The following is an 18,458-nucleotide window of genomic DNA, read 5'->3' as shown; positions in this document are numbered from 1 at the left end:
TCCGACCATCACGCAGCACTCCGCATGGCGGCGTCGCCGGCGGCCTCGTGCAGCGCCAGAAGGGCGCGCAGCGTGACGTGCAGGGCGGCGAGGCCGGGGGTGTAGGCGCGGGTCTCGAAGACCAGGCGCCGGGGGTTGGGGACCACGCCGTTGGCGTCCAGCGCGGCGGGCTCGCAGTTCGAACACATCGCCCAGCCCAGGACGGGCGCATGGCGCGGGTCGCGGCCAACGCGACACTCCCAGGCATCCGACAGCAGCGCGAAGGCGGCGAAGGGATCGCGGGACAGTTCGGGCACCGGCTGCCAGGTGCGCGCCAGCGGCCCGCGGCAGCGATAGGCGTTGGGGTGCCGCGCCTCAGCGCCCCGCCGCACGGTCCAGCCCAGCGCCTGCATGACGCGGGCGTCGATCACCCGGTTGGCACGCTGGGCCAGGCCGGTGGCGCCGATCAAGCAGCGCAGCTCGATAGGGTCCGGGCGCATCAGGCGCTGCCCCCCACCGCGGGATAGTGGCACAGCGCGCGGTCCGGCAGGCCGGCGGTGCCGCAGACCCAGCGGTGATGCACGATCACCACGGCGCCCGCGACCACGACACCGTAGAGATGCCCTTCCGGTGCGTGGAACATGGTCAGGATGGTGCCGAACCGGATGCCGAACTGCGGCGCGTGGACCAGCACCGGCGCGTCCGCCACCAGCGTCGGCGCTGCCTGGATGTCGGCGCCCGCGATCATCGGGCGGCCTTCCGGCGGGCGATCTCCGCCGCCTGTTCGGCCAGGACCACGCTGCGGGGCTTGGGCGGCTCGGTGGGCGCCGGGGCGGCGGCCGGGGCCGGCGGCTCCGACCAGTTCGGCAGCGTCACCTGGATCCACCGGTCCTGGTAATCGAACTCGACCGCCACAGCCGGGCGCTTTCCTGGCGCGATGCCCGGCGGCAGGGGCAGGCGCAGCGCGACCATGCCGGATGCGGCCCGGTGCGGCACCTTGGACAGCGGGTGCAGGCCGTTCGGCATGATCCGGAGCATGCCCTGATGCTCGCCGCCGCCGATCTCGACCTGGACACTGCTGCCCACGGTCAACCAGGTGATGCCGTCCAGCAGCGCCGGCCGGAAGCACAGGGTGAACTTCGGCGGGCGCCGGCCGATGCCGGCGCTGCTCGTGGCCGTGATCGCCACACGCGCCTTCGCCACAGCCTTGGGGCTGGGCGGGGGAAGCGGGGACCAGCTCATGCCGCCACCTTCGCGTCCGTCTCGGCGGCCATCTGCATGCCGGCCGGGGTGACGACGAAGTCCTCGATCCCGCTCTTCACCGTGATGCCGTCGATCGCGGCGGCGGCGACCGGTTCCTTCAGCAGGGCTTCCTTGTCGATCTCGTGCTTCGTGCGGACGAAGCGGCCGAGCTTCTTGTCGGCCAGCAGCGCCTCCAGCACCTTCTCCGCTTCCTTGATGGAGATGCTGGCGGGCCGCATGCGCCAGGCGATCTCGCCGGACGGCATGCGCACCGTCTTCGTGGCGCCTTCCCTCGTCAGGCGCGTGCGGTTCGCGTCGGCCCAGATCTGAAGGCCGCGGGTGGCGTCCTGGATCTGCTGGGCGATGGTGGCGGCCTCGGCCTCCGCCCGCTTCTTCGCAGCGGCGATCGTTTCATCCAGCGCTGCCTTCAGGACCAAGGCGCGGCGCTGCGCGTCGCCGATGCGCTGGACGAAGGCGTCGGCCTCCATCGCGTCCTGCGGCACCGGCACCGTGTTCGCCACGGCCTTGGCCTTCTTCGTCCTGCTCATGCGGTCACCTGCTCGGGCTGGGAAATGGCGCCGGCGCGCCGGGGGAGTGGCCGGGGAAAGGGAAGGCGCCGGTCCCGGCGCTGGGCGCCCGGCGCCGCCGTGGGCGCGGGCGCGCGGGTCAGGCGGGCGAAGCGGTGCTCGGCCTCCGCCACCCGCGTGCAGCGGCCGCAGGCGTCGATGCCGCCATCCGCCATCAGCACGGCGCCAGTGTCGGCGCAGAGGGGGCAGAGGTCGCGCATCAGGGGATGGCCAGCAGCTGGTTGAGCAGGAAGACCGCACGGTCCTTCTGCACCGGGGTCAGCACCACCTTGTCGGCCAGCAGTTTCAGTTCGCCGCGTTTCGCGGCGGACGCCTGGCCGGATTGACCGCGCCAGCTCCACCTTCTCCGCGTTGCAGGCGGCGATCATCGCGTCGCACAGCGCGAAGCGGAGGGCCTGCGCGGCGGGGTCCACGGGCGGGCCGCTCATTCGCCGGCCTCGTGCGCGCGCACATGCGCGTGCGCGCGAGGCCCGGCATCGTCAACCCCCTCCGCCTTGCCCTCGATTGCGGCCATGGCGGCCGCGCCCGGCCGGATGGGCAGGCCGAGCTTGCCGGGGTCGTGCCCCATCTCGACCAGGATCTTCAGCGTGGCCTCGTTCCGCTCCATGACCGCTTCCGGATCGCGGAGGAACCGCACCGCGGCGCGCAGGCCGTTCGGATCGACGCCCGCCTTCTTGGCTTCCTTGAAGACATCCGCCTTGTCGGCGTTCAGGCCCTTGATCTCCTCGTCCAGCTGGTCGATCCGGCTGACCCAGCCTTCCAGCATCGCCTTGACGTTGCTGCGGCTGCGCGGGGTCGGGGTACGCGTCATGCGGGCTGGCCCTGTTCGTTGGTGGTGATGGCTTCCAGGCGCTCCACCGCCGCGGCGGCCGCGTTCACGCGGGCGCGGAGGGCGGCGATGAAGGCGGGGCTGGCGAGCGTTTCCGGCGTCGCGATCGCGAGCAGGCCGGCGATGTGGTGGATCTGCGGCGCAATCATGCGGCGCGCTCCCGCGCAGCGCGGCTGTGCGGGCAGGCGCGGCAGCCGGCCGCCATGCGGCGGTGGAAGGCGCTGGCGGGCTGGCGCGTGGCGCGGGCCTGCCATTCGGCGCAGAGGTCCGTCTGCAGGTCGCCCAGCACCGGGCAGGCGACCACGGCCGCCATCAGGTGGCCGCGGACCAGCTGCTCGATGCGGTCGGTGCTGGCGCCGTAGCGGCCCCGCACCACGCTGTTCACCGCGCTGGGCGACAGACCAAGCGCCCGGGCGATCGCGCTCTGGCTGTCCGCGTCGCAGCGGCGGGCCAGCGTCTCCACCCAGTCCGGCACCTGGCCGGGCCAGCCCTCGATCGCGGCGGCCAGGTTCTTGCCGATGGGGCTGCCGGCGGCGCTCATGCGCGCTCCCATTCAGCCCAGACCACCTGGCCCTGGTTCGGGTCGAACAGGGTGGCGCGGCGCTGGATCTGCGGCGCCTGCGGCCCGGTATTCTTCACCAGGCGGTAGGTCGCCAGGCCGCCATGCGGCGTGCCCGGCTTGACGGTGGCCAGGTAGCCGGCACGGGACAGCGTCACGCAGTACTTCCGCGCCTCGGCCAGCGCGATCTTCGCGCCCGGCAGCGTCGCGGCGATAGCCAGGTCCTGGGCCGTGAAGGTGCTGAGCATCTTCATCGTCCGCCACATCCGGGCCCGGCCCGTCTCCGGCGCTTCCGTGCCGTCGGGCCGAAGCTCCGGCATCAGCACCGGCAATTCGCGGGTGGTCTGGTAGCGCGCGCCATCCAGCGGGCCCGGCGAGCCGCCACGGGCGACGAGGCCGGCGAATTCCAGCGTCTGCAGGAAGCCGCGGACGGTGCGCGTCGGCGCGCCGCTGGCCTTGCTCAGTTCCGTCACCGTGCCGCCCTTCAGGCGGCGCAGCGCGTCCCACACGGCCGGGCGGCCATGGGCGTGCCGGGCGGCGGCGACGGCATCCACGGGCCGGCGGCCGCGACCAGGCGCATGCACGGATCGGGTGGCCTGTGCCGTCATGCGCAGGCCTCGTCGCCGCGCAGCGTCTGCTCGATGTGCAGCGCGATCGCGCCCACGGTGGCGCGGTCTTCGAAGACATCCAGGCCGAAGTCGATGCCGAAGGTCTTCTCGATCTCCAGCTGCAGGTTGATGCAGTCCAGCGCATCGCAGCCGAGGTCCTCCAGCGCATCATCGCGGCGGATCTTCGTCACCGTGATGCCGGTTTCCTCGGCCACCAGCTGGCGCAGGATGTCGAAGGTGGTCAGCGGGCTGTTCATGCGCGCTGCCCTTCGGTGCGAAGCGCCAGCATCACGCGGCGCATGAAGCGGCGATGGGCCAGCGTCTCCAGCGCCTCGGCGCCCAGGTCGCGCGCCAGGTTCGCCACCAGGTGCCACGCCTGCGCGGGCAGGTGCCGGCGTCCCACCAGCTGCTGCATGCAGACGCACAGGGAGGCGCGGATGTGCATGCGGTGGGTGCTGAGCTGATCCGGGGTCATCAGCGGCCACCCATCTTGCGGGAGGACGGCGTGGCGCCGGGCAGGAAGGTGGTGCGGGGCTCGACGCGCCCCGTCATCAGCGGGCGGCCGCCCCACCAGGCGCTGTCCAGGATCTCCGCCGGGCGCTTCTTCGCTTCCTCGGCGATGTCCTGCAGGTTGATGCAGATGCGCCGCGCGCCGCCGTCGCTGGCCCGCACGACCTGGTCCATCAGGTCTTCGGCCACCGTGATGCCGGGGCAGTAGAGCCGCGCCAGCAGCTGCGCGTCCTGGCTGTCCGCCGGCACCGCGCCCACCCACTGCACCACGCGGTTATGCACCCGCTCCACCTGGCGGAGCTTCGCCGGCAGCCGTTCCTCACCGATCAGCGCGACGACGGCGCCGGAGGCTTCGTGGATGTCGCGCACGACCTCGATCGCGCCTGCCTGCAGGATGTGATCGGCTTCGTCCAGGATCAGCGGCCGCTGCAGGATCGCCAGCTGGTCCGCGATCTGCGTGACCATCTCGTAAACCCGCTGCGCGGGCTCGACGCCGATCTCCCGCAGGATGCCGAGGCACAGCGCCCGCTTCGTCCAGGTGCTGCGCGCCTCGACGTAGAAGGCGCGGTGGGCGTTGGCGGCGAAGGTGGCGGCGTGGGTCTTCCCGTAGCCGGACGGGCCGTAGAACACGACCAGGCCGGGTAGATGGGCGTGCCGGTGCATCGCCGCGTCCATCGCCTCACCGAACAGCGCGACGTTGCGCAGCAGGGCGTGGGAACCGGAGATCCCGAAATGGGCTGCCGCCGGAACGGCGGGGTGCTGAAGGACGCGTGCAGTCGCCATGATGTGCCTTTCAGGCCTGGTTAAAGCGGACAGCGGCGGGATCGGTGCCTTCGACGGTGCAGGCCCAGCGCCACTCGGCGCCGGTGCGGTAGGCGTCGAACCAGCGCCGATCCTCGTCGCTGATGGGGGTGCCTTCGGCCGCCGCCGCGCGGATCGCGCGGGCGCGGGCCAGGCGCGCGGCCTTCTGCGCATCGGCGCTGGTGGCGGCGGCGGCTTCGGCCGCGCGGGCGGCCTTCTGCGCCAGCCAATCCGCGCGCAGTGCATCGGCCGCGGTGCGTTCCGGCGCTCGCGGCGCCTCATCCGCGCGGGCGGCGCGGCCATGCTGCTCGATGGCCGGGGTGGAATGCGGCGTGACGGGGCGCGGGAAGGCGACGACGGTCGCGGCCTCCGCCTTCATGGCCGCGGTGGCCAGGATGGCGTCCGTCAGCGCCTTGCCCTTCAGCTTGCCGCGCGCTGCTTCGCGCATCTTCGCGCGGCCTTCGCTGATGCCGCGCTTCGCGATGGCCTTGGCCGCCTGCGCCACCGCCTCCCGGTCGATGCCGGTGCGGTCCGGGTCCTCCGCCACGCAGATGAAGGCGCCGTCCTCGTCGAAGACGTAGATGCGGCCGAGGTCCGCGGGATCGGCGCGGCACTGCACCGCTTCGCCGACGCGCAGGCCGAGTTCGGGGGCGATGAAGTGCCCGCCATCCACCCGGATGCCCTTCTTGCCCACGACCCGCTGGCCGTTGCCACCGGCCAGTGGAGCCAGCAGCACATCCAGCGCCCGCTCATCCTCGATCCGGCGCTGCGGCGCCTGGCAGGCGGCGGCGCGCAAGCGCGGCGTGGTGCCGATGCCGCCGTGGCGGCGGTTCTCGTAGAGGTCCCGGCACCACCGATCGCAGAAGTCCTGGAATTCGGCGGCGGTGAGCTTCACCTGGGCCGCGCCGCCCTGCTTCATCAGCTGCTGGGCGAAGCTGCGGCGGCTGCGGATGGCCTGCGCCTCCGCCACGTTGTGGCCGGTGTAGCCGGGCAGCAGCTCCACCAGGCCGTGGCTGAACACGCCCAGCGCGCGCTCGATGTGCGGCTTCTCTTCCGGGCTGAAGGGGTTGGTGACATCGCGCTCGATGCCGAGGTCCGCGCAGAGCCGGACGATGTGGGCGGAGGTGTAGTCCGCGCCGTTGTCGGTGCGCAGCACCTCCGGCACGCCCCATTCCAGCAGGGCGCGGCGGATCAGCAGCGCGATGCCTTCGCTGGACGATGTCGGCCACACCAGCAGGCGCTTGCGGCGGCTGAACACGTCCACCACGCCGACGACGGTGTGGCGACCATCCAGCAGCATCACGTCGCCCGGCGTGCTGTCCATTTCCCAGAGCTGGTTGACCCGCACGATGCCGGCGGAGGCATTCCCGAAGGCCGGCCGGAAGCGGCTGCGATGCGCATCCGGGCTGACGAGGTTCGCGTGCAGCTGGCGGTTTTCCTTCCGCCAGGCGTCAAGCCAGCGTTGGATGGACCGCACCGTCGGCAGCACCACGCCGGGATGCTCGGCTTCCAGCGTCTGCAGCAGCTGCGTGGCGTTGGCGCTGGGGTGTTCCAGCAGAAAGCCCTCGGCCGTGCCGGCCAGGGCGTCGGAGACATCGAGCGTCGCCTGCCGGGGCTTGTAGTCCCCGGCCAGGCCGGCCACGCCGCGCTCCGCGCGGATCTTCCGCCAGGACAGCAGGCTCTTGCCGCAGCAGCTCGGCACGATGGTCCGCACCCAGTCGGGCACGCTCACCGCGCCGGCGCTGTAGGCCTGGCAGAACAGGTCCGCGCCGCGGGCGCCCACCTTGCCGGCGCCGCCGGACCAGGTTTCGAAGGCCGCCAACACCGCGGCGCGGGCATCGGCCCGCAGCGCCAGCTTCGGCGGCAGGGACAGAAGGGCCTGCTGGGAACGGGTGACGGTCGCCAGTTCCGGCAGCCCGGCACCGGCGGGCGCGGCCGGCAGGCAGTGGCGGAGGAAGCTGGCCAGGCGCCGGGCGATCGCCGTGCGGATCGCGGATCGCATCGAGTACTTGTTGAAGACATGGACTTCGCCGCCTGGGCCGTCCTGCACTTCGAAGATGACGCGCTCGGCCTGCATCAGGTCCCGCACGCCGCGCTTCGTCGTCGGCAGGCCCGGCACCGCGAAGCTGGCGATCTCGGCGGCCGTCCAGCCGGGACGGCCGAGCAGCTCCGCCGCGCGCTGCGCCCATTCCGGCACCTCGGCCTCGGGCGCGCTCGTCGCTGCGTGCTGCAGCGCCATGGCGGTACCGCCGTCCATCAAGCGGCCGCCTGCCGGCGCGCATAGCGCGACGGCCAGATGGTTTCCGGCTGCAGGCCGAGCGCATGGGCGATCGCCTTTTCAGCCTTCGGCCAGGGCTTGTCCACGGCGTTGCGCAGCGCGGTGCCTTTGTATCCGGCCTCCTCGGACACCTGCTTCCAGGTCAGACCCCGGTCCCGGAACGCGATCACGAAATCGATCGCTTCCCAGTCCCTTTGCCTTGCCCGGTTGTGGCGAGGAGAAGCCATGCGCTACGATCTTTCGCGGTGAATATTTTCACTGCGAACTTCGCAGTAAAAATAGGAGGCGTCAAGCGCCGCATGAGCGAAAGTGCAACGGCCGCGCGTGGGCGCGGGCGACCACGCGCCGTGGTCGATGAGGGGCTGCGTGACCGGCTTCGGCTGGCTATCGGGGCGCGGTCCGTGAACTCGGTCGCCAAGGCGGCAGGGATCGGAGAGGGGCTGCTACGCGGCTATCTGCAGGGCATGCAGCCGGGCGGGGACAAGCTCGTGCGTCTGGCCACCGCGCTCGGCGTCAGGCTCCAATGGCTGGCCACCGGAGAGGGCGCGCAGACGGCCAGTTCGCCCTTCGCCACGGCGCTGCCTTCAGCCGACTTGGTGCGGGTGCCGCTCTATCCGGTGGAACTGGGCGCCGGCCCTGGACGCACTGTATGGCCGGCTGGCGAACCGGTCGGGCACTTCGACCTGCCACTCGCCACCGTGCGGGCCGCACACCAACAGATCTCGGCGCTGGCCGGCTTCCATGTCCGCGGTCGATCGATGGAGCCGGAGATCCGTGATGGCGATATCGCCATCCTCGACCTGACGCGCACGGTGCTGCCGCCGCACGGTCGCGCCATTTACGGCATCCGCCTCGATGGCGAGCTGTGCCTGAAGCGACTGGCCTGGATCGACGACGATATCGAGATCAGCAGCGTCAACGCGGCGGACTTCCCGCCCATGCGCCTGTCGGCGCCGGATGCCGAGCGCCTGGCCATCCTCGGTCGGTTCTGGGCCGCGTTCGACAGCCGCCCGCGCACCGTGCAGCAGTAGCCGAAGCCGGAACGACTTTTCGAATTAGGACGATTGTCCAGTTCCCACCTCGGTGCGGTGCGTGAGCCCGCCCTGGGCTGGTGAAAACCCGTTTTTTTGGCGGTTTCAGGCGCCTTTCATGCTTGGTGGGAACCGCCTTCACCGCACGGCCCTTTTCTTCCCACCCTGCTGGCCTCGCAGGACGGGCATTCAATGGCTTAGCGCCACACCCCGCAGCCTAGACGCCCCTAGCGAGGAAGAACCATCTGGCGCCCTCCAGGCAGCGCCGGCGAAGCCGAAAACCAATTTTTTGAAGCTTTAGGCCGGTTTCCCTCTATCTCCCGCCTCATCCCGGCATTTCCCGGTTCCTTCAGGACGGAAAGACCATCTGTCGGGTCACAAACGCGTCTCTCCAACCGGTATCGATTACCTGTTGGAAAAAGGCGCTTGCCTCAGTGCCAACCTATTGAAAAATATGGCGTCCCCTAGGGGATTCGAACCCCTGTTACCGCCGTGAGAGGGCGGTGTCCTAGGCCTCTAGACGAAGGGGACCCAGACAAACCGTCAGGCGCCGTGGCGCCGCGGTGCACGCTCTCTAGCGTCCCGACCGGGGGCGATCAAGCCGCCCCGCCGCTTTTTCCGGCGCGCTGTTTCGCCGCGTCGTAGCGCCCCGTCCGGCAGGCGTCGGAGCAGAAGCGCACCTGGTCCCAATCCCGCGCCCATTTCTTCCGCCAGGCGAAGGGGCGGCCGCAGGCGGCGCAGGTCTTCTCCGGCAGGTTGGGCTTGCGATGGGCCATCGGCGCCTACTCCGCCGCGCGCAATTCGCCGACCACGCGACCGCTGCGGCCATCCACCAGCAGCACGCGCTCAGACCCGTCGGGCCGCGTGACCAGGACCGCGATCCGGCCCTCCGCGCTGGCGATGGACATGATCCGCGTCCCCGCGGGCTGGCCGAGCGCGCGCGGCGGCATCACGCCGGAATCGCCACCGGCGCGCTGGACGATCAGCGCAACCAGCGTCACGGTGCCCGCGACGATGAGCACCCCCATCCCGATCACCAACGCCTTGAGCAGTGCCACGACCCAATCCCCCCTGAAGCCCGATCCCGAAACCGGCGAGACGCAGCGCGTCGTCGCCCCCGCCGAGGCTGCCGGCACCCGTGCCGACCGATTCATCACGGATGCCCTCGGCGTCGCGATAGGCGGTCTCTCGCGGTCCCGGGTCAAGGCGTTGATGGAAGCCGGCCAGGTGACGCGGGATGGCGCCATCATGCGCGACCCGGCGGAGGCGATCCGCGCCGGCGCGACCTACACGCTCCGCCTGCCGCCGCCGGAACCCGCGACGCCGCAGCCCCAATCCATCCCGCTGACCATCCTGTTCGAGGATCGGCACCTGCTGGTGATCGACAAGCCCGCGGGCCTGGTGGTGCACCCCGCGCCCGGCAACCTGGACGGCACGCTGGTGAACGCCGTGCTGGCCCATGCGGCGGAGGATCTGACAGGCATCGGCGGAGAGAAGCGCCCCGGCATCGTCCACCGGCTGGACAAGGACACCTCCGGCGTCATGGTCGTGGCGAAGTCCGAACGCGCGCACACCGCGCTGTCGGAGGCCTTCGCGACCAGGGACCTGGACCGCGAATACCTGGCGCTGTGCTGGGGCCTCCCCTCCCCCATCCAGGGGGAGGTCGATGCCCCGATCGGCCGCCACCCGATCGACCGCAAGCGGATGGCGGTGGTGGAACGGCAGGGCAAGCACGCGCTGACGCGTTACCGGACGGAACGCGGCTTCGGCACGGCCTGCGCCCTGGTCCGCTGCCGGCTCGCCACGGGGCGGACGCACCAGATTCGTGTCCACCTGGCCCATATCGGCCACCCCATCGTGGGAGACCCGGTCTATCTGAAACGCACGCCGGCCAGCGCGAAGACCCTTCCGGCGGCGACGCGGGACCTGCTGCTGGCCTTCCCGCGGCAGGCGCTGCACGCCGCGACTCTCGGTTTCAAGCACCCCGTGACCGGCGATTCCCTTACATTTTCGGCCCCGATTCCCCCCGACATGCAGGCACTTCTGACCGCGCTAGGCGGAGGTTAGCGTTCTGGATCAACGGGTTAACGTCTTCTGCAGCATGTTACTGGCACGTTACCGTTCGTAAACCTACCTTGCAGGTCGGTTTTTCTTGCCGGCCACGCGGCGTGGGGCTACAAATCCCCTGCCAGCATCGGGTGGGTGCCGCTTCGTGCCCTGCCCCGGAACCCAGGCCTCGCCGTGTCGAACCATGCGCACGGGGTGGATTGGGTGGCAGGAGCACCCCACCGCGCCTCTCCCCGTCGTGACCGGGGGGTCTGCGGAAAGGGAGGGCCCGTCCGGCGTTGGCGGAACAGCACAGTCACAGCGGACCCCGCCGTCACGGGGGGTGCCGGTGACATAGGAGGCAGTTCTCCCCATGGCTTCCCTGTCGATCCCGATCGCCCCCGAGGGCAACCTCTCCCGCTACCTGCAGGAGATCCGCAAGTTTCCGATGCTGACGCCGGACGAGGAGTACGCCCTCTCCAAGCGCTGGAAGGACGAGGGTGACGAACCCGCCGCCCATCGCCTCGTCACGTCGCATCTCCGCCTCGTCGCCAAGATCGCCATGGGCTACCGCGGCTACGGCCTGCCGGTCGGTGAGCTGATCTCGGAAGGCAATGTCGGCATGATGCAGGCCGTCAAGCGCTTCGACCCGGATCGCGGCTTCCGCCTGGCGACCTACGCCATGTGGTGGATCCGTGCCGCCATCCAGGAATACATCCTCCATAGCTGGTCCCTGGTGAAGATGGGGACGACGGCCGCGCAAAAGAAGCTCTTCTTCAATCTCCGCCGGCTGAAGGGCCAGATGGCGGCGCTGGAGGATGGCGACCTGAAGCCGGAGCAGGTGGAGAAGATCGCTCGCGTGCTCCAGGTGCCGGAGCAGGACGTGGTCTCCATGAACCGCCGCCTCGCCTCGCCCGACAACAGCCTGAACGCCCCGGTCCGCGCGGATTCGGACGGCGAATGGCAGGATTGGCTGGTCGATGACAGCGAGAGCCAGGAGACGGAGCTCGCGGACCGGCAGGACATGTCCAACCGCCGCCAGCTGCTGGGGGAGGCGCTGAAGACGCTGAATGACCGGGAACGCCACATCCTGATCGAGCGGCGCCTCAAGGACGAGCCGACGACGCTGGAGGAGCTTTCGCAGCAGTACAACATCAGCCGCGAACGCGTCCGCCAGATCGAGGTCCGCGCCTTCGAGAAGCTGCAGAAGAGCATGAAGACGCAGATCGTCGAGCAACGGCTCGCGGTCAGCTGATGCAGCGGCGACCGGCTGGCGGGTTCATCCCGCCGCCGGATCGCGCCGAATCGCATCCCTCTCGACAATGGTACGGCGCCCGGCGGAACCCCCTCCGGGCGTCATGCTTTTGGCCGTCCCGTGGACCAGAAGCACTCCCCCTCGCCCTCGCTGGCGACGCCCCCCCCCTCCGCCGATCAGGCGCCTGGCAGCAATGAAGGTCGGCGCTTCGACCCGCCACGCGCCGCGCCCGCCGCGGCGGTTCCGGGGCGCGACGACATCTTCTTCGCGGCCGTCGAGATGACGCGCATGCCGATGATCGTCACGGACCCCAACCAGCCCGACAATCCTATCGTCTTCGCCAACCAGGCCTTCCAGCAGATGACGGGCTACGCGGCGGAGGAGGTGATCGGCCGCAACTGCCGCTTCATGCAGGGCGCGGGGACGGACCCCGACAGCATCGCCACCCTCCGCTCCGCCATCGCCGACCGCACCGACGTGTCGCTGGAGGTGCTGAACTATCGCAGGGATGGCCGCCCCTTCTGGAACGCGCTCTTCGTCAGCCCGGTCTTCGCCGCCGATGGAAAGCTGCTCTACTTCTTCGGCAGCCAACTCGACGTGACGCGGCGGCGGGAGGCAGAGGCCGCGGCTCGCCGCGCGCAGCGGCTGGAAGCGCTCGGCCAGCTCACCGGCGGCGTGGCGCATGACTTCAACAACCTCCTCCAGGTCGTGACGGGGTCGCTGGAGATGATGCGCCCGCTGGTCGAGGCATCCGACAACCCCCGGTTCCGCCGACGGCATGAGGGCGCGCTGGAAGCCACCAGGCGCGGCGCGGCGCTGACGCGCCAGCTGCTGGCCTTCGCCCGGCGCCAGCGGCTGGAAGGAAGGCCAACCGACATCAACGACACCGTGCAGGGGCGGTCCGAATTGCTGGCGCGCGCGCTCGGCCCCGGCCTGGTGCTGCGGCTCGACCTCACGCCCCAGGCGGGCCAGGCGCATGTCGATGCCGGACAATTGGAAGCAGCCCTGGTGAACCTGCTGTTCAACGCACGGGATGCGATGCCGGCGCGGGGAGAGGTGGTGGTCGCCACCAGCCGGGTGGGAGAGGCCGAGGCCATGGCCGATGCCGGCCCGGATGAGGAGACCCGCGCGCCCCACGGCTTCATCGAACTCGCGGTGCGCGACAGCGGCACGGGCATCGCGCCGGAGATCCTGGACCGTGTGACGGAGCCCTTCTTCACCACCAAGGATGTCGGCCAGGGATCGGGCCTCGGCCTGGCGCAGGTCTATGGCTTCGCCCGACAATCCGGAGGCCATCTGCGGATCGAAAGCCAGCCGGGCCGCGGCACCACGGTCAGGCTCCGCTTCCCCGCGCTGCAGCCGGATAGCCGGGTACCGCAGCCCCCGGCGCCCGACCGGCCGCGCCAGGCGGAACCGCGCGGCGGCGGCGAGAGCATCCTGATCGTGGACGACAATGCCGAGGTGCTGGAACTGGCCGAAAGCGTGCTGACGGACCTCGGCTACCGCGTCGCCACGGCGGGCGATGCGCGGGCGGCGCTGGCCGTGCTGGAGGCCCCCGGCAGCCGCTACGACCTGCTGTTCAGCGACGTGGTGATGCCCGGCGGCATGAACGGCATCACCCTGGCCGCCGAGGCCCGCCGCCGCTTCCCGGGGCTGCGCGTGCTGCTCTCCACCGGCTTCATCGACCCGCGGGAGGAAGCGGCGGCGGAAGGCATCCGGCCGCATGGCTTCCCGGTGATGCAGAAACCCTATCGCCGGGCGGAACTGGCCCGCCGCATCCGGCGGGTCCTCGACGAGGGCGGCGGCGGGGGCTGATCATTCCCGCACCGGATGGGCCACGCGCCTGCCATCACCGTGACCGATGGACCCCATCCGCCCCCCCGATTGGACCGGGGATGGCCGGGCGCCCATCTTCCAGCCCACGGAGAAGGAACAGCCCGATGTCCGCCACCACCCTCGAACAGCCCGCCAATGCCGATTATGCCGCCGATCCCGGCCTGAGGATCGGCCATGTCCACCTCAAGGTCGCCGACCTTGAACGCGGGCTCGCCTTCTGGCGGGACATCATCGGGCTGCAGGTGATGCAGCGCATGGGGGACCAGGCGGTGTTCCTCTCGGCCGGCGGCTACCACCACCACATCGCGCTCAACACCTGGGAAAGCGCCGGCGGCAGCCCGCCCGGCTTCGGCATGACGGGGCTCTACCACGTCGCGCTGCTCTACCCCGATCGCCCTTCGCTGGCGCGAGCGCTGAAGTCGCTGGTGCAGGCGGGCTATCCGCTGGAAGGTGCCTCCGACCATGGCGTCTCCGAGGCCATCTACCTGCGCGACCCCGATGGCAATGGCGTGGAGCTGTACCGCGACCGCGACCGCGCCGACTGGCCCTTCGACGCGCAGGGGAAGCTGGCGATGGTGACGAAGCGGCTCGACCTGCGGGCGCTGCTGGCGGAGGCCGGCTGAGGCCGCGTCCGTCCCGCGCCCCACGCAGCGATTGACAAGCGCGAAGCCGGTCGCCTCAATTGTCCTGACAATTGGGCAAAGCCGGCGCGACCGGCAGGGGAGCGACCGCGATGGGTGGGATGGATCCTGGTGGCGCCACGTCGCTGCCTCGTCGCCGGGCGGTGCTGGGCGCGGCGCTCGGCGCCGGATTGCTGGCCTCGCCCGCCCTCGCCCAGCCAGCCTGGCCGGCGCGGCCCATTCGCGTCATCGTCCCCTTCGCCGCCGGCGGCGCCACGGACCTGATCGCGCGTCTGGCGGCGGAGCACGTGGCGCCGATCATCGGCGCGCCGATCGTCATCGACAACCGCGGCGGCGCGCAAGGTGCGCTCGGCATGCAGGCCGGGGCGCAGGCGCAGCCGGATGGCTACACCTTCATCGCCACCGCGCCGGGCGTCATGGCCGTCAATCCCTGGGTCGTGCGGCGCCTGCCCTATGACCCGGAGGCCGATTTCGTCTCCGTCGCGATGATCGCCAGCATCCCCTATGTCATGAGCGTACCGAAGACCGTCCCCGCGCGCAGCGTGGCGGAGTTCATCGCGCTCGCCCGCGCGCGGCCGGGCGCGCTGAACTTCTCCACCTCCGGCAATTCCTCCCGCCTCACGGTGGAGTTGTTCCGCGCGCTGGCGGGCGGGCTCGACATGACGATGGTGCAGTATCGCGCCGCCGGCACGCTGCGCACGGACCTGCTGCGCGGGGACATCCACCTGGCGATCGACCAGATGCCCGGCTTCCTCGAGGATTTCGCGAAGGGGGAACTCATTCCCCTCGCCGTCACAACGCTGACGCGCAGCCCCGCTCTGCCGGATGTGCCGACGATGCAGGAAGCCGGCGTCGCGGGGTATGAGGCCGCAGCATGGGTCGCCTATTCCGCGCCCCGCGGCACGCCCGCGCCCATCATCGCCCGCATGAATGCCGCGGTGAACGAGGCGCTGCGCAAGCCGGAGGTGATCGCGCGCCTCACCAGCTGGGGCGCCGATCCCGCCGGCGGCACGCCGGAAGCGATGGAACGCGATGTGAGGGCGGAGCGCGCTCGGTGGGGCGATGTGGTGCGCCGCGCCGGGATTGAACCCGAATAAGAACCCGCCCGGGTTGCCGTTGCGCCCGGGCGCTACGCCCTGGCGTGGCGCGACGGCACCGCCGGCAGGCCGAGATTGCCGCGCAGCGTCGTGGCCTCGTATTCCGTGCGGAACAGGCCGCGCCGCTGCAATTCAGGCACCACCAGATCCACGAAGGCGTGGATGTCGCGCGGTGACTTGGCGGGCAGCACGTTGAAGCCATCCGCCGCGCCTTCGGTGAACCACTGCTCCATCACATCGGCGACGTCGCTGGGCGATCCCACCACTTCCAGGTGCTGGTCGCTGATCACCGCATTCTCGAACAGCTGGCGGATGGTCCAGTTCATGCGACGCGCCTGCGCCAGGTAGCGGTCGCTGCGGCTGATGCCGGAAATCGACTTCACCTCCGGCGGCAACGGCGCATCGATGTCGTAGTGCGAGAGGTCGCCGAAATGCCGGCCGAGGCGCTGCAGCCCGACCAGGGGATCGAGTTCCTTCTGCATCTGGCGCAGCAGCGCCTGCGCCTTGTCCCGCGTCTCCGCCACCACGGGCAGGATGCCGGGCAGGATCTTGATGTCGTCCGGCGCGCGGCCGAACTTCGTCACGCGCTGCTTCATCGCGGCGTAGGTCTTCTTCGCCTCCTCGAAGTCGTTCGCCAGGGCGTAGATGACATCGGCGCAGGAAGCGGCGAAATCCATGCCGTCCTCCGACGATCCCGCCTGGAAGATCACCGGCCTTCCCTGCGGCGGCCGCGGCATGGTCAGCGGGCCATCGACGCGGAAGAACTTTCCCTTGTGGTTGATGGGATGCATCTTGGTCGCGTCGAAGAAGACGCCCCGATCCCGGTCGCGCGGGAAGGCATCTTCCTCCCAGCTGTCCCAGAGCCCGTCGCAGACCTCGATCGCCTCCTGCGCGCGCTCATAGCGCAGCGACTTCTCGAGAATCCTGTCCTCCCCGTAGTTCCGCGCCTCCGCATCCCGGGAGGAGGTGACGACATTCCACCCCGCGCGACCGCCGCTGAGATGGTCGAGCGATCCGAATTGCCGCGCCAGCTGGTAGGGCTGGTGCAGCGTGGTGGAGGCGGTGGCGACCAGGCCGATATGGGTCGTCAGGCCACTGAGCGCAGCCAGCAGCGTGATCGGCTCCAGATCGTCGCCGCCCGCAGCGCGGCCCAGCGCGCCCTTCGGCAGGTCGCTGGCGAAGAAGGCGTTGTGGTCGGCCAGGAAAAAGATGTCGAAGCAGCCGCGTTCCAGCGCGCGGGCGATGTCGACGTAATGCGAGAGCGTGGTGCCGCCAGACGATGGCATGGCCGGGTCGAGCCAGCCGGTGGGATGGTAGCCGAGCCCCTTGACCGAAGCCCCAAGGCGCATCCTGCGGTCGGTCACGGTCGTACTCCCTGCCATCGCGGCGCACCCAAATGTCAGGACATTTGGCAGGGGCTGTCAACGCCGCCCCCGCGCTACTTCCTCAACGCGTGCACCGACGACACTAGCAGCACCGCCGCGGCGCCGAGGTAGAGGAACACCGCCGGCACCAGCGGCAGCAGGATGCCGGCGGCAAGCGGCCCGAGCCCCGCGCCGATATCCCGCCAGGTCGCCATCCGCGCCAGCGCCGCCACCCTCTCCTCCGGCGGCGCCCGGCTGGCGGCCACGGGCGCGGGCAGCGGCTGCAGCAGCCCGCGCAGCCCCACCACCATCAGGCTGCCGACCCAGAGCCACCCCACGCCGATCACCGCAAGCCCGGCGGCGGAGGCCAGCGTCACCACCAGCAGGACCCGCGCCGCGCCGAAACGCTCGGCAAGCCGCCCGGCGGGCGGGCCGAGCAGCACCTCCGCCAGGTAGCGCGCCGCCAGGGCGCCGCCCGCCGCCAGGGCGGCACCTTCGGGCATCGCCTGCGCCGCCAGGAAGGCGAGGCCCAGCACGAACAGCCCATCCAGCGCGAAGCCCTGCACGAAGGACCAGACATCCAGCGACCGCGGCAGCGCGAAGCGCGGCCCGCCGGCGGAAAGCCGCACCGCCTCCCCCTCCGGTAACCGCCAGGCGAAGACCAGGCCGACCAGCGACACCGCGCCGAGGCAGAGGAACACCACCCGAGGCCCCGCGACCTCCGCCAGCACCGCGCCCGCCAGCAGCCCGATCATCGGCCCCGCCGCGATGATGCCGCGCGATGCACCGCTGCGCCGCGACGCGCCCGTGGGTTCGGCGGTGGCCAGTGCCTGGGTCGCGATGTTCATGGCCGCGAAGGCCAGGCCCCAGAGGAGGCGCGCCGGCAGCAGCCACCAGACGCCGGGCAGCACCGCGTAGCCCGTGGTGGCGCAGGCCGCCGCCAGCACCGCCACCACGCAGGCGCGGCGCGGGCCGAACACCTCATACCCCCGCGCCACCCAGCCATAGCCCAGGATCCGCACCAGGCGATTGGCCGCCAGCAGCAGCCCGGCCTCCGCCAGCGACACGCCGAAGACCGCGGCATGCAGCGGCAGCAGCAGGTACAGCACCGTGTCGCCCGGCAACGTCATCGCCAGGACCAGGGAGGCATCGCGGGATGCGCGGTCGGCCTCCGCCCGCGTCATGGTGCGGGCGCCGTGGCGGCCCCCTCCCCCAGCGGCCGCGTCATCAGCACGCTGTCCACCCAGCGGCCATGCTTCCAGCCGATCGCGGGCAGCATTCCCGCATGGGTGAAGCCCGCGCGGGTATGCACGCCGATCGAGGCCGCGTTCCCGCTATCCCCGATCACCGCCACCATCAGCCGGAAGCCGCGCGCCGTGCAGCCCTCCACCAGCGCATCCAGCAGCCGGGCGCCGATGCCGCCGCGCCCCGCATCGGGGGCGACGTAGATGCTGTTCTCCACCGCGAAGCGATAGGCCGGGCGGGTGCGGTAGGCGCTGGCATAGGCGTAGCCCAGCACGCGGCCATCGGCGGATTCGGCCACCATGTAGGGGTAGCCCGCCGCCAGCACCGCCTGGCGCCGCCGCGCCATCTCCGCCTCGCCGGGCGGCTCGGTCTCGAAGCTCGCCAGCCCATGGGCCACCCAGTGGCCGTAGATGGAGGCCAGGGCCGGCACATCGCCGTCGCGGCTGTCACGGATCGTCACCATGACAGTATGATGTCAGACAACTTCGCGCCCGACAACCAGATGTCTAGATGAATTACCGGTAGTCCCCCGCCCATGCGCCCGCCCCGT

25 protein-coding genes and 1 tRNA gene are annotated in these 18,458 nt (G+C 71.0%); 6 read left to right on the top strand and 20 right to left on the bottom strand.

From position 1 onward, the window contains the following. Positions 1-8: 8 nt before the first annotated feature. The 14 genes from ACTIE5_RS01015 to ACTIE5_RS00950 all read right to left on the bottom strand — a co-directional run bounded on the left by ACTIE5_RS01015 (position 9) and on the right by ACTIE5_RS00950 (position 7,620). Positions 9-479 (bottom strand): hypothetical protein, encoded by a 471-nt coding sequence (locus tag ACTIE5_RS01015; RefSeq protein WP_439547825.1) that lies wholly within the window; start codon positions 477-479, stop codon positions 9-11. Next, on the bottom strand, positions 479-727 hold the full coding sequence (locus tag ACTIE5_RS01010) for a hypothetical protein (protein WP_439547824.1): 249 nt from the start codon (positions 725-727) through the stop codon (positions 479-481). Before ACTIE5_RS01010 ends, ACTIE5_RS01015 begins: the two co-directional genes overlap by 1 nt. After that, complete coding sequence (locus tag ACTIE5_RS01005) at positions 724-1,221, bottom strand: hypothetical protein (RefSeq protein ID WP_439547823.1); 498 nt, start codon at positions 1,219-1,221, stop codon at positions 724-726. The genes ACTIE5_RS01010 and ACTIE5_RS01005 overlap by 4 nt, the downstream gene beginning before the upstream one ends. Continuing rightward, complete coding sequence (locus ACTIE5_RS01000) at positions 1,218-1,769, bottom strand: host-nuclease inhibitor Gam family protein (protein ID WP_439547822.1); 552 nt, start codon at positions 1,767-1,769, stop codon at positions 1,218-1,220. The genes ACTIE5_RS01005 and ACTIE5_RS01000 overlap by 4 nt, the downstream gene beginning before the upstream one ends. Continuing rightward, entirely contained in the window at positions 1,766-2,008 is a 243-nt protein-coding gene (locus ACTIE5_RS00995) for a hypothetical protein (RefSeq protein WP_439547821.1), read from the bottom strand. Before ACTIE5_RS00995 ends, ACTIE5_RS01000 begins: the two co-directional genes overlap by 4 nt. 224 nt (positions 2,009-2,232) lie before the next feature. Then, a complete protein-coding gene (locus ACTIE5_RS00990) occupies positions 2,233-2,574 on the bottom strand; it encodes a GapR family DNA-binding domain-containing protein (RefSeq protein WP_439547820.1) in 342 nt (113 codons plus the stop codon). A 41-nt stretch (positions 2,575-2,615) separates the two neighbouring features. After that, complete coding sequence (locus ACTIE5_RS00985; protein WP_439547819.1) at positions 2,616-2,786, bottom strand: hypothetical protein; 171 nt, start codon at positions 2,784-2,786, stop codon at positions 2,616-2,618. Continuing rightward, the gene (locus ACTIE5_RS00980; protein ID WP_439547818.1) at positions 2,783-3,178 is read right to left on the bottom strand and encodes a helix-turn-helix domain-containing protein; all 396 of its coding nucleotides are present in this window, start codon (positions 3,176-3,178) and stop codon (positions 2,783-2,785) included. The genes ACTIE5_RS00985 and ACTIE5_RS00980 overlap by 4 nt, the downstream gene beginning before the upstream one ends. Continuing rightward, positions 3,175-3,804, bottom strand: coding sequence for a helix-turn-helix domain-containing protein (locus ACTIE5_RS00975; protein WP_439547817.1), 630 nt, complete (start codon positions 3,802-3,804; stop codon positions 3,175-3,177). The genes ACTIE5_RS00980 and ACTIE5_RS00975 overlap by 4 nt, the downstream gene beginning before the upstream one ends. Continuing rightward, complete coding sequence (locus tag ACTIE5_RS00970; RefSeq protein ID WP_439547816.1) at positions 3,801-4,061, bottom strand: acyl carrier protein; 261 nt, start codon at positions 4,059-4,061, stop codon at positions 3,801-3,803. The genes ACTIE5_RS00975 and ACTIE5_RS00970 overlap by 4 nt, the downstream gene beginning before the upstream one ends. Then, on the bottom strand, positions 4,058-4,279 hold the full coding sequence (locus tag ACTIE5_RS00965) for a hypothetical protein (RefSeq protein ID WP_439547815.1): 222 nt from the start codon (positions 4,277-4,279) through the stop codon (positions 4,058-4,060). The genes ACTIE5_RS00970 and ACTIE5_RS00965 overlap by 4 nt, the downstream gene beginning before the upstream one ends. Further along, positions 4,279-5,097: an AAA family ATPase gene (locus ACTIE5_RS00960; RefSeq protein WP_439547814.1), complete on the bottom strand. Its 819-nt coding sequence runs from the start codon at positions 5,095-5,097 to the stop codon at positions 4,279-4,281. Before ACTIE5_RS00960 ends, ACTIE5_RS00965 begins: the two co-directional genes overlap by 1 nt. Before the next feature lie 10 nt (positions 5,098-5,107). Continuing rightward, complete coding sequence (locus ACTIE5_RS00955; protein ID WP_439547813.1) at positions 5,108-7,372, bottom strand: Mu transposase C-terminal domain-containing protein; 2,265 nt, start codon at positions 7,370-7,372, stop codon at positions 5,108-5,110. Continuing rightward, positions 7,372-7,620, bottom strand: a complete 249-nt coding sequence (locus ACTIE5_RS00950; RefSeq protein ID WP_439547812.1) for a helix-turn-helix domain-containing protein — start codon at positions 7,618-7,620, stop codon at positions 7,372-7,374. Before ACTIE5_RS00950 ends, ACTIE5_RS00955 begins: the two co-directional genes overlap by 1 nt. Positions 7,621-7,692: 72 nt before the next feature. Between ACTIE5_RS00950 and ACTIE5_RS00945 the strand changes: the two genes are divergently transcribed. Next, positions 7,693-8,424: a LexA family transcriptional regulator gene (locus ACTIE5_RS00945; RefSeq protein ID WP_439547811.1), complete on the top strand. Its 732-nt coding sequence runs from the start codon at positions 7,693-7,695 to the stop codon at positions 8,422-8,424. A 455-nt stretch (positions 8,425-8,879) separates the two neighbouring features. On the opposite strand, the gene ACTIE5_RS00940 is transcribed toward ACTIE5_RS00945, so the two are convergent. From ACTIE5_RS00940 to ACTIE5_RS00930, 3 genes are all read right to left on the bottom strand, one after another. Continuing rightward, a tRNA-Glu gene (locus ACTIE5_RS00940) sits at positions 8,880-8,955 on the bottom strand. Between the two features lie 65 nt (positions 8,956-9,020). Then, the gene (locus tag ACTIE5_RS00935; protein WP_439547810.1) at positions 9,021-9,200 is read right to left on the bottom strand and encodes a DUF2256 domain-containing protein; all 180 of its coding nucleotides are present in this window, start codon (positions 9,198-9,200) and stop codon (positions 9,021-9,023) included. Between the two features lie 6 nt (positions 9,201-9,206). Next, on the bottom strand, positions 9,207-9,482 hold the full coding sequence (locus ACTIE5_RS00930) for a DUF6476 family protein (RefSeq protein ID WP_439547809.1): 276 nt from the start codon (positions 9,480-9,482) through the stop codon (positions 9,207-9,209). Between ACTIE5_RS00930 and ACTIE5_RS00925 the strand changes: the two genes are divergently transcribed. The 5 genes from ACTIE5_RS00925 to ACTIE5_RS00905 all read left to right on the top strand — a co-directional run bounded on the left by ACTIE5_RS00925 (position 9,469) and on the right by ACTIE5_RS00905 (position 15,299). Then, on the top strand, positions 9,469-10,491 hold the full coding sequence (locus tag ACTIE5_RS00925; protein ID WP_439547808.1) for an RluA family pseudouridine synthase: 1,023 nt from the start codon (positions 9,469-9,471) through the stop codon (positions 10,489-10,491). The two genes, ACTIE5_RS00930 and ACTIE5_RS00925, sit on opposite strands and share 14 nt — an antisense overlap. A 352-nt stretch (positions 10,492-10,843) precedes the next feature. Further along, on the top strand, positions 10,844-11,725 hold the full coding sequence (gene rpoH, locus ACTIE5_RS00920; protein ID WP_175533788.1) for an RNA polymerase sigma factor RpoH: 882 nt from the start codon (positions 10,844-10,846) through the stop codon (positions 11,723-11,725). A 120-nt stretch (positions 11,726-11,845) separates the two neighbouring features. After that, positions 11,846-13,540, top strand: coding sequence for a histidine kinase famiy protein (locus ACTIE5_RS00915; protein WP_439547807.1), 1,695 nt, complete (start codon positions 11,846-11,848; stop codon positions 13,538-13,540). 125 nt (positions 13,541-13,665) lie between these two features. Further along, positions 13,666-14,184, top strand: coding sequence for a VOC family protein (locus ACTIE5_RS00910; RefSeq protein ID WP_439547806.1), 519 nt, complete (start codon positions 13,666-13,668; stop codon positions 14,182-14,184). Positions 14,185-14,294: 110 nt separating this feature from the next. Further along, complete coding sequence (locus tag ACTIE5_RS00905; RefSeq protein ID WP_439547805.1) at positions 14,295-15,299, top strand: Bug family tripartite tricarboxylate transporter substrate binding protein; 1,005 nt, start codon at positions 14,295-14,297, stop codon at positions 15,297-15,299. Between the two features lie 32 nt (positions 15,300-15,331). Here the strand turns inward: ACTIE5_RS00905 and ACTIE5_RS00900 are convergent, their stop codons facing one another. From ACTIE5_RS00900 to ACTIE5_RS00890, 3 genes are all read right to left on the bottom strand, one after another. Beyond that, on the bottom strand, positions 15,332-16,663 hold the full coding sequence (locus ACTIE5_RS00900; protein WP_439547804.1) for an LLM class flavin-dependent oxidoreductase: 1,332 nt from the start codon (positions 16,661-16,663) through the stop codon (positions 15,332-15,334). A 74-nt stretch (positions 16,664-16,737) separates the two neighbouring features. Then, a complete protein-coding gene (locus tag ACTIE5_RS00895) occupies positions 16,738-17,847 on the bottom strand; it encodes an MFS transporter (protein WP_439547803.1) in 1,110 nt (369 codons plus the stop codon). Beyond that, positions 17,844-18,371: a GNAT family N-acetyltransferase gene (locus ACTIE5_RS00890; RefSeq protein ID WP_439547802.1), complete on the bottom strand. Its 528-nt coding sequence runs from the start codon at positions 18,369-18,371 to the stop codon at positions 17,844-17,846. Before ACTIE5_RS00890 ends, ACTIE5_RS00895 begins: the two co-directional genes overlap by 4 nt. Positions 18,372-18,458 lie beyond the last annotated feature (87 nt).

Origin of the sequence: Falsiroseomonas sp., from assembly GCF_051859025.1 — a bacterium.
GTDB lineage: Bacteria > Pseudomonadota > Alphaproteobacteria > Acetobacterales > Acetobacteraceae > Falsiroseomonas.
Note: the sequence above shows the minus strand (reverse complement) of the source record. Positions and strands in the feature narration are given on the sequence as shown.

Excerpts from the sequence above, each read along its gene's own strand:
- ACTIE5_RS01015 (WP_439547825.1), bottom strand. The coding sequence starts at position 479 with ATGCGCCCGGACCCTATCGAGCTGCGCTGCTTGATCGGCGCCACCGGC.
- ACTIE5_RS01010 (WP_439547824.1), bottom strand. The coding sequence starts at position 727 with ATGATCGCGGGCGCCGACATCCAGGCAGCGCCGACGCTGGTGGCGGAC.
- ACTIE5_RS01005 (WP_439547823.1), bottom strand. The coding sequence starts at position 1,221 with ATGAGCTGGTCCCCGCTTCCCCCGCCCAGCCCCAAGGCTGTGGCGAAG.
- ACTIE5_RS01000 (WP_439547822.1), bottom strand. The coding sequence starts at position 1,769 with ATGAGCAGGACGAAGAAGGCCAAGGCCGTGGCGAACACGGTGCCGGTG.
- ACTIE5_RS00995 (WP_439547821.1), bottom strand. The coding sequence starts at position 2,008 with ATGCGCGACCTCTGCCCCCTCTGCGCCGACACTGGCGCCGTGCTGATG.
- ACTIE5_RS00990 (WP_439547820.1), bottom strand. The coding sequence starts at position 2,574 with ATGCTGGAAGGCTGGGTCAGCCGGATCGACCAGCTGGACGAGGAGATC.
- ACTIE5_RS00985 (WP_439547819.1), bottom strand. The coding sequence starts at position 2,786 with ATGATTGCGCCGCAGATCCACCACATCGCCGGCCTGCTCGCGATCGCG.
- ACTIE5_RS00980 (WP_439547818.1), bottom strand. The coding sequence starts at position 3,178 with ATGAGCGCCGCCGGCAGCCCCATCGGCAAGAACCTGGCCGCCGCGATC.
- ACTIE5_RS00975 (WP_439547817.1), bottom strand. The coding sequence starts at position 3,804 with ATGACGGCACAGGCCACCCGATCCGTGCATGCGCCTGGTCGCGGCCGC.
- ACTIE5_RS00970 (WP_439547816.1), bottom strand. The coding sequence starts at position 4,061 with ATGAACAGCCCGCTGACCACCTTCGACATCCTGCGCCAGCTGGTGGCC.
- ACTIE5_RS00965 (WP_439547815.1), bottom strand. The coding sequence starts at position 4,279 with ATGACCCCGGATCAGCTCAGCACCCACCGCATGCACATCCGCGCCTCC.
- ACTIE5_RS00960 (WP_439547814.1), bottom strand. The coding sequence starts at position 5,097 with ATGGCGACTGCACGCGTCCTTCAGCACCCCGCCGTTCCGGCGGCAGCC.
- ACTIE5_RS00955 (WP_439547813.1), bottom strand. The coding sequence starts at position 7,372 with ATGGACGGCGGTACCGCCATGGCGCTGCAGCACGCAGCGACGAGCGCG.
- ACTIE5_RS00950 (WP_439547812.1), bottom strand. The coding sequence starts at position 7,620 with ATGGCTTCTCCTCGCCACAACCGGGCAAGGCAAAGGGACTGGGAAGCG.
- ACTIE5_RS00945 (WP_439547811.1), top strand. The coding sequence starts at position 7,693 with ATGAGCGAAAGTGCAACGGCCGCGCGTGGGCGCGGGCGACCACGCGCC.
- ACTIE5_RS00935 (WP_439547810.1), bottom strand. The coding sequence starts at position 9,200 with ATGGCCCATCGCAAGCCCAACCTGCCGGAGAAGACCTGCGCCGCCTGC.
- rpoH (WP_175533788.1), top strand. The coding sequence starts at position 10,844 with ATGGCTTCCCTGTCGATCCCGATCGCCCCCGAGGGCAACCTCTCCCGC.
- ACTIE5_RS00910 (WP_439547806.1), top strand. The coding sequence starts at position 13,666 with ATGTCCGCCACCACCCTCGAACAGCCCGCCAATGCCGATTATGCCGCC.
- ACTIE5_RS00905 (WP_439547805.1), top strand. The coding sequence starts at position 14,295 with ATGGGTGGGATGGATCCTGGTGGCGCCACGTCGCTGCCTCGTCGCCGG.
- ACTIE5_RS00895 (WP_439547803.1), bottom strand. The coding sequence starts at position 17,847 with ATGACGCGGGCGGAGGCCGACCGCGCATCCCGCGATGCCTCCCTGGTC.
- ACTIE5_RS00890 (WP_439547802.1), bottom strand. The coding sequence starts at position 18,371 with ATGGTGACGATCCGTGACAGCCGCGACGGCGATGTGCCGGCCCTGGCC.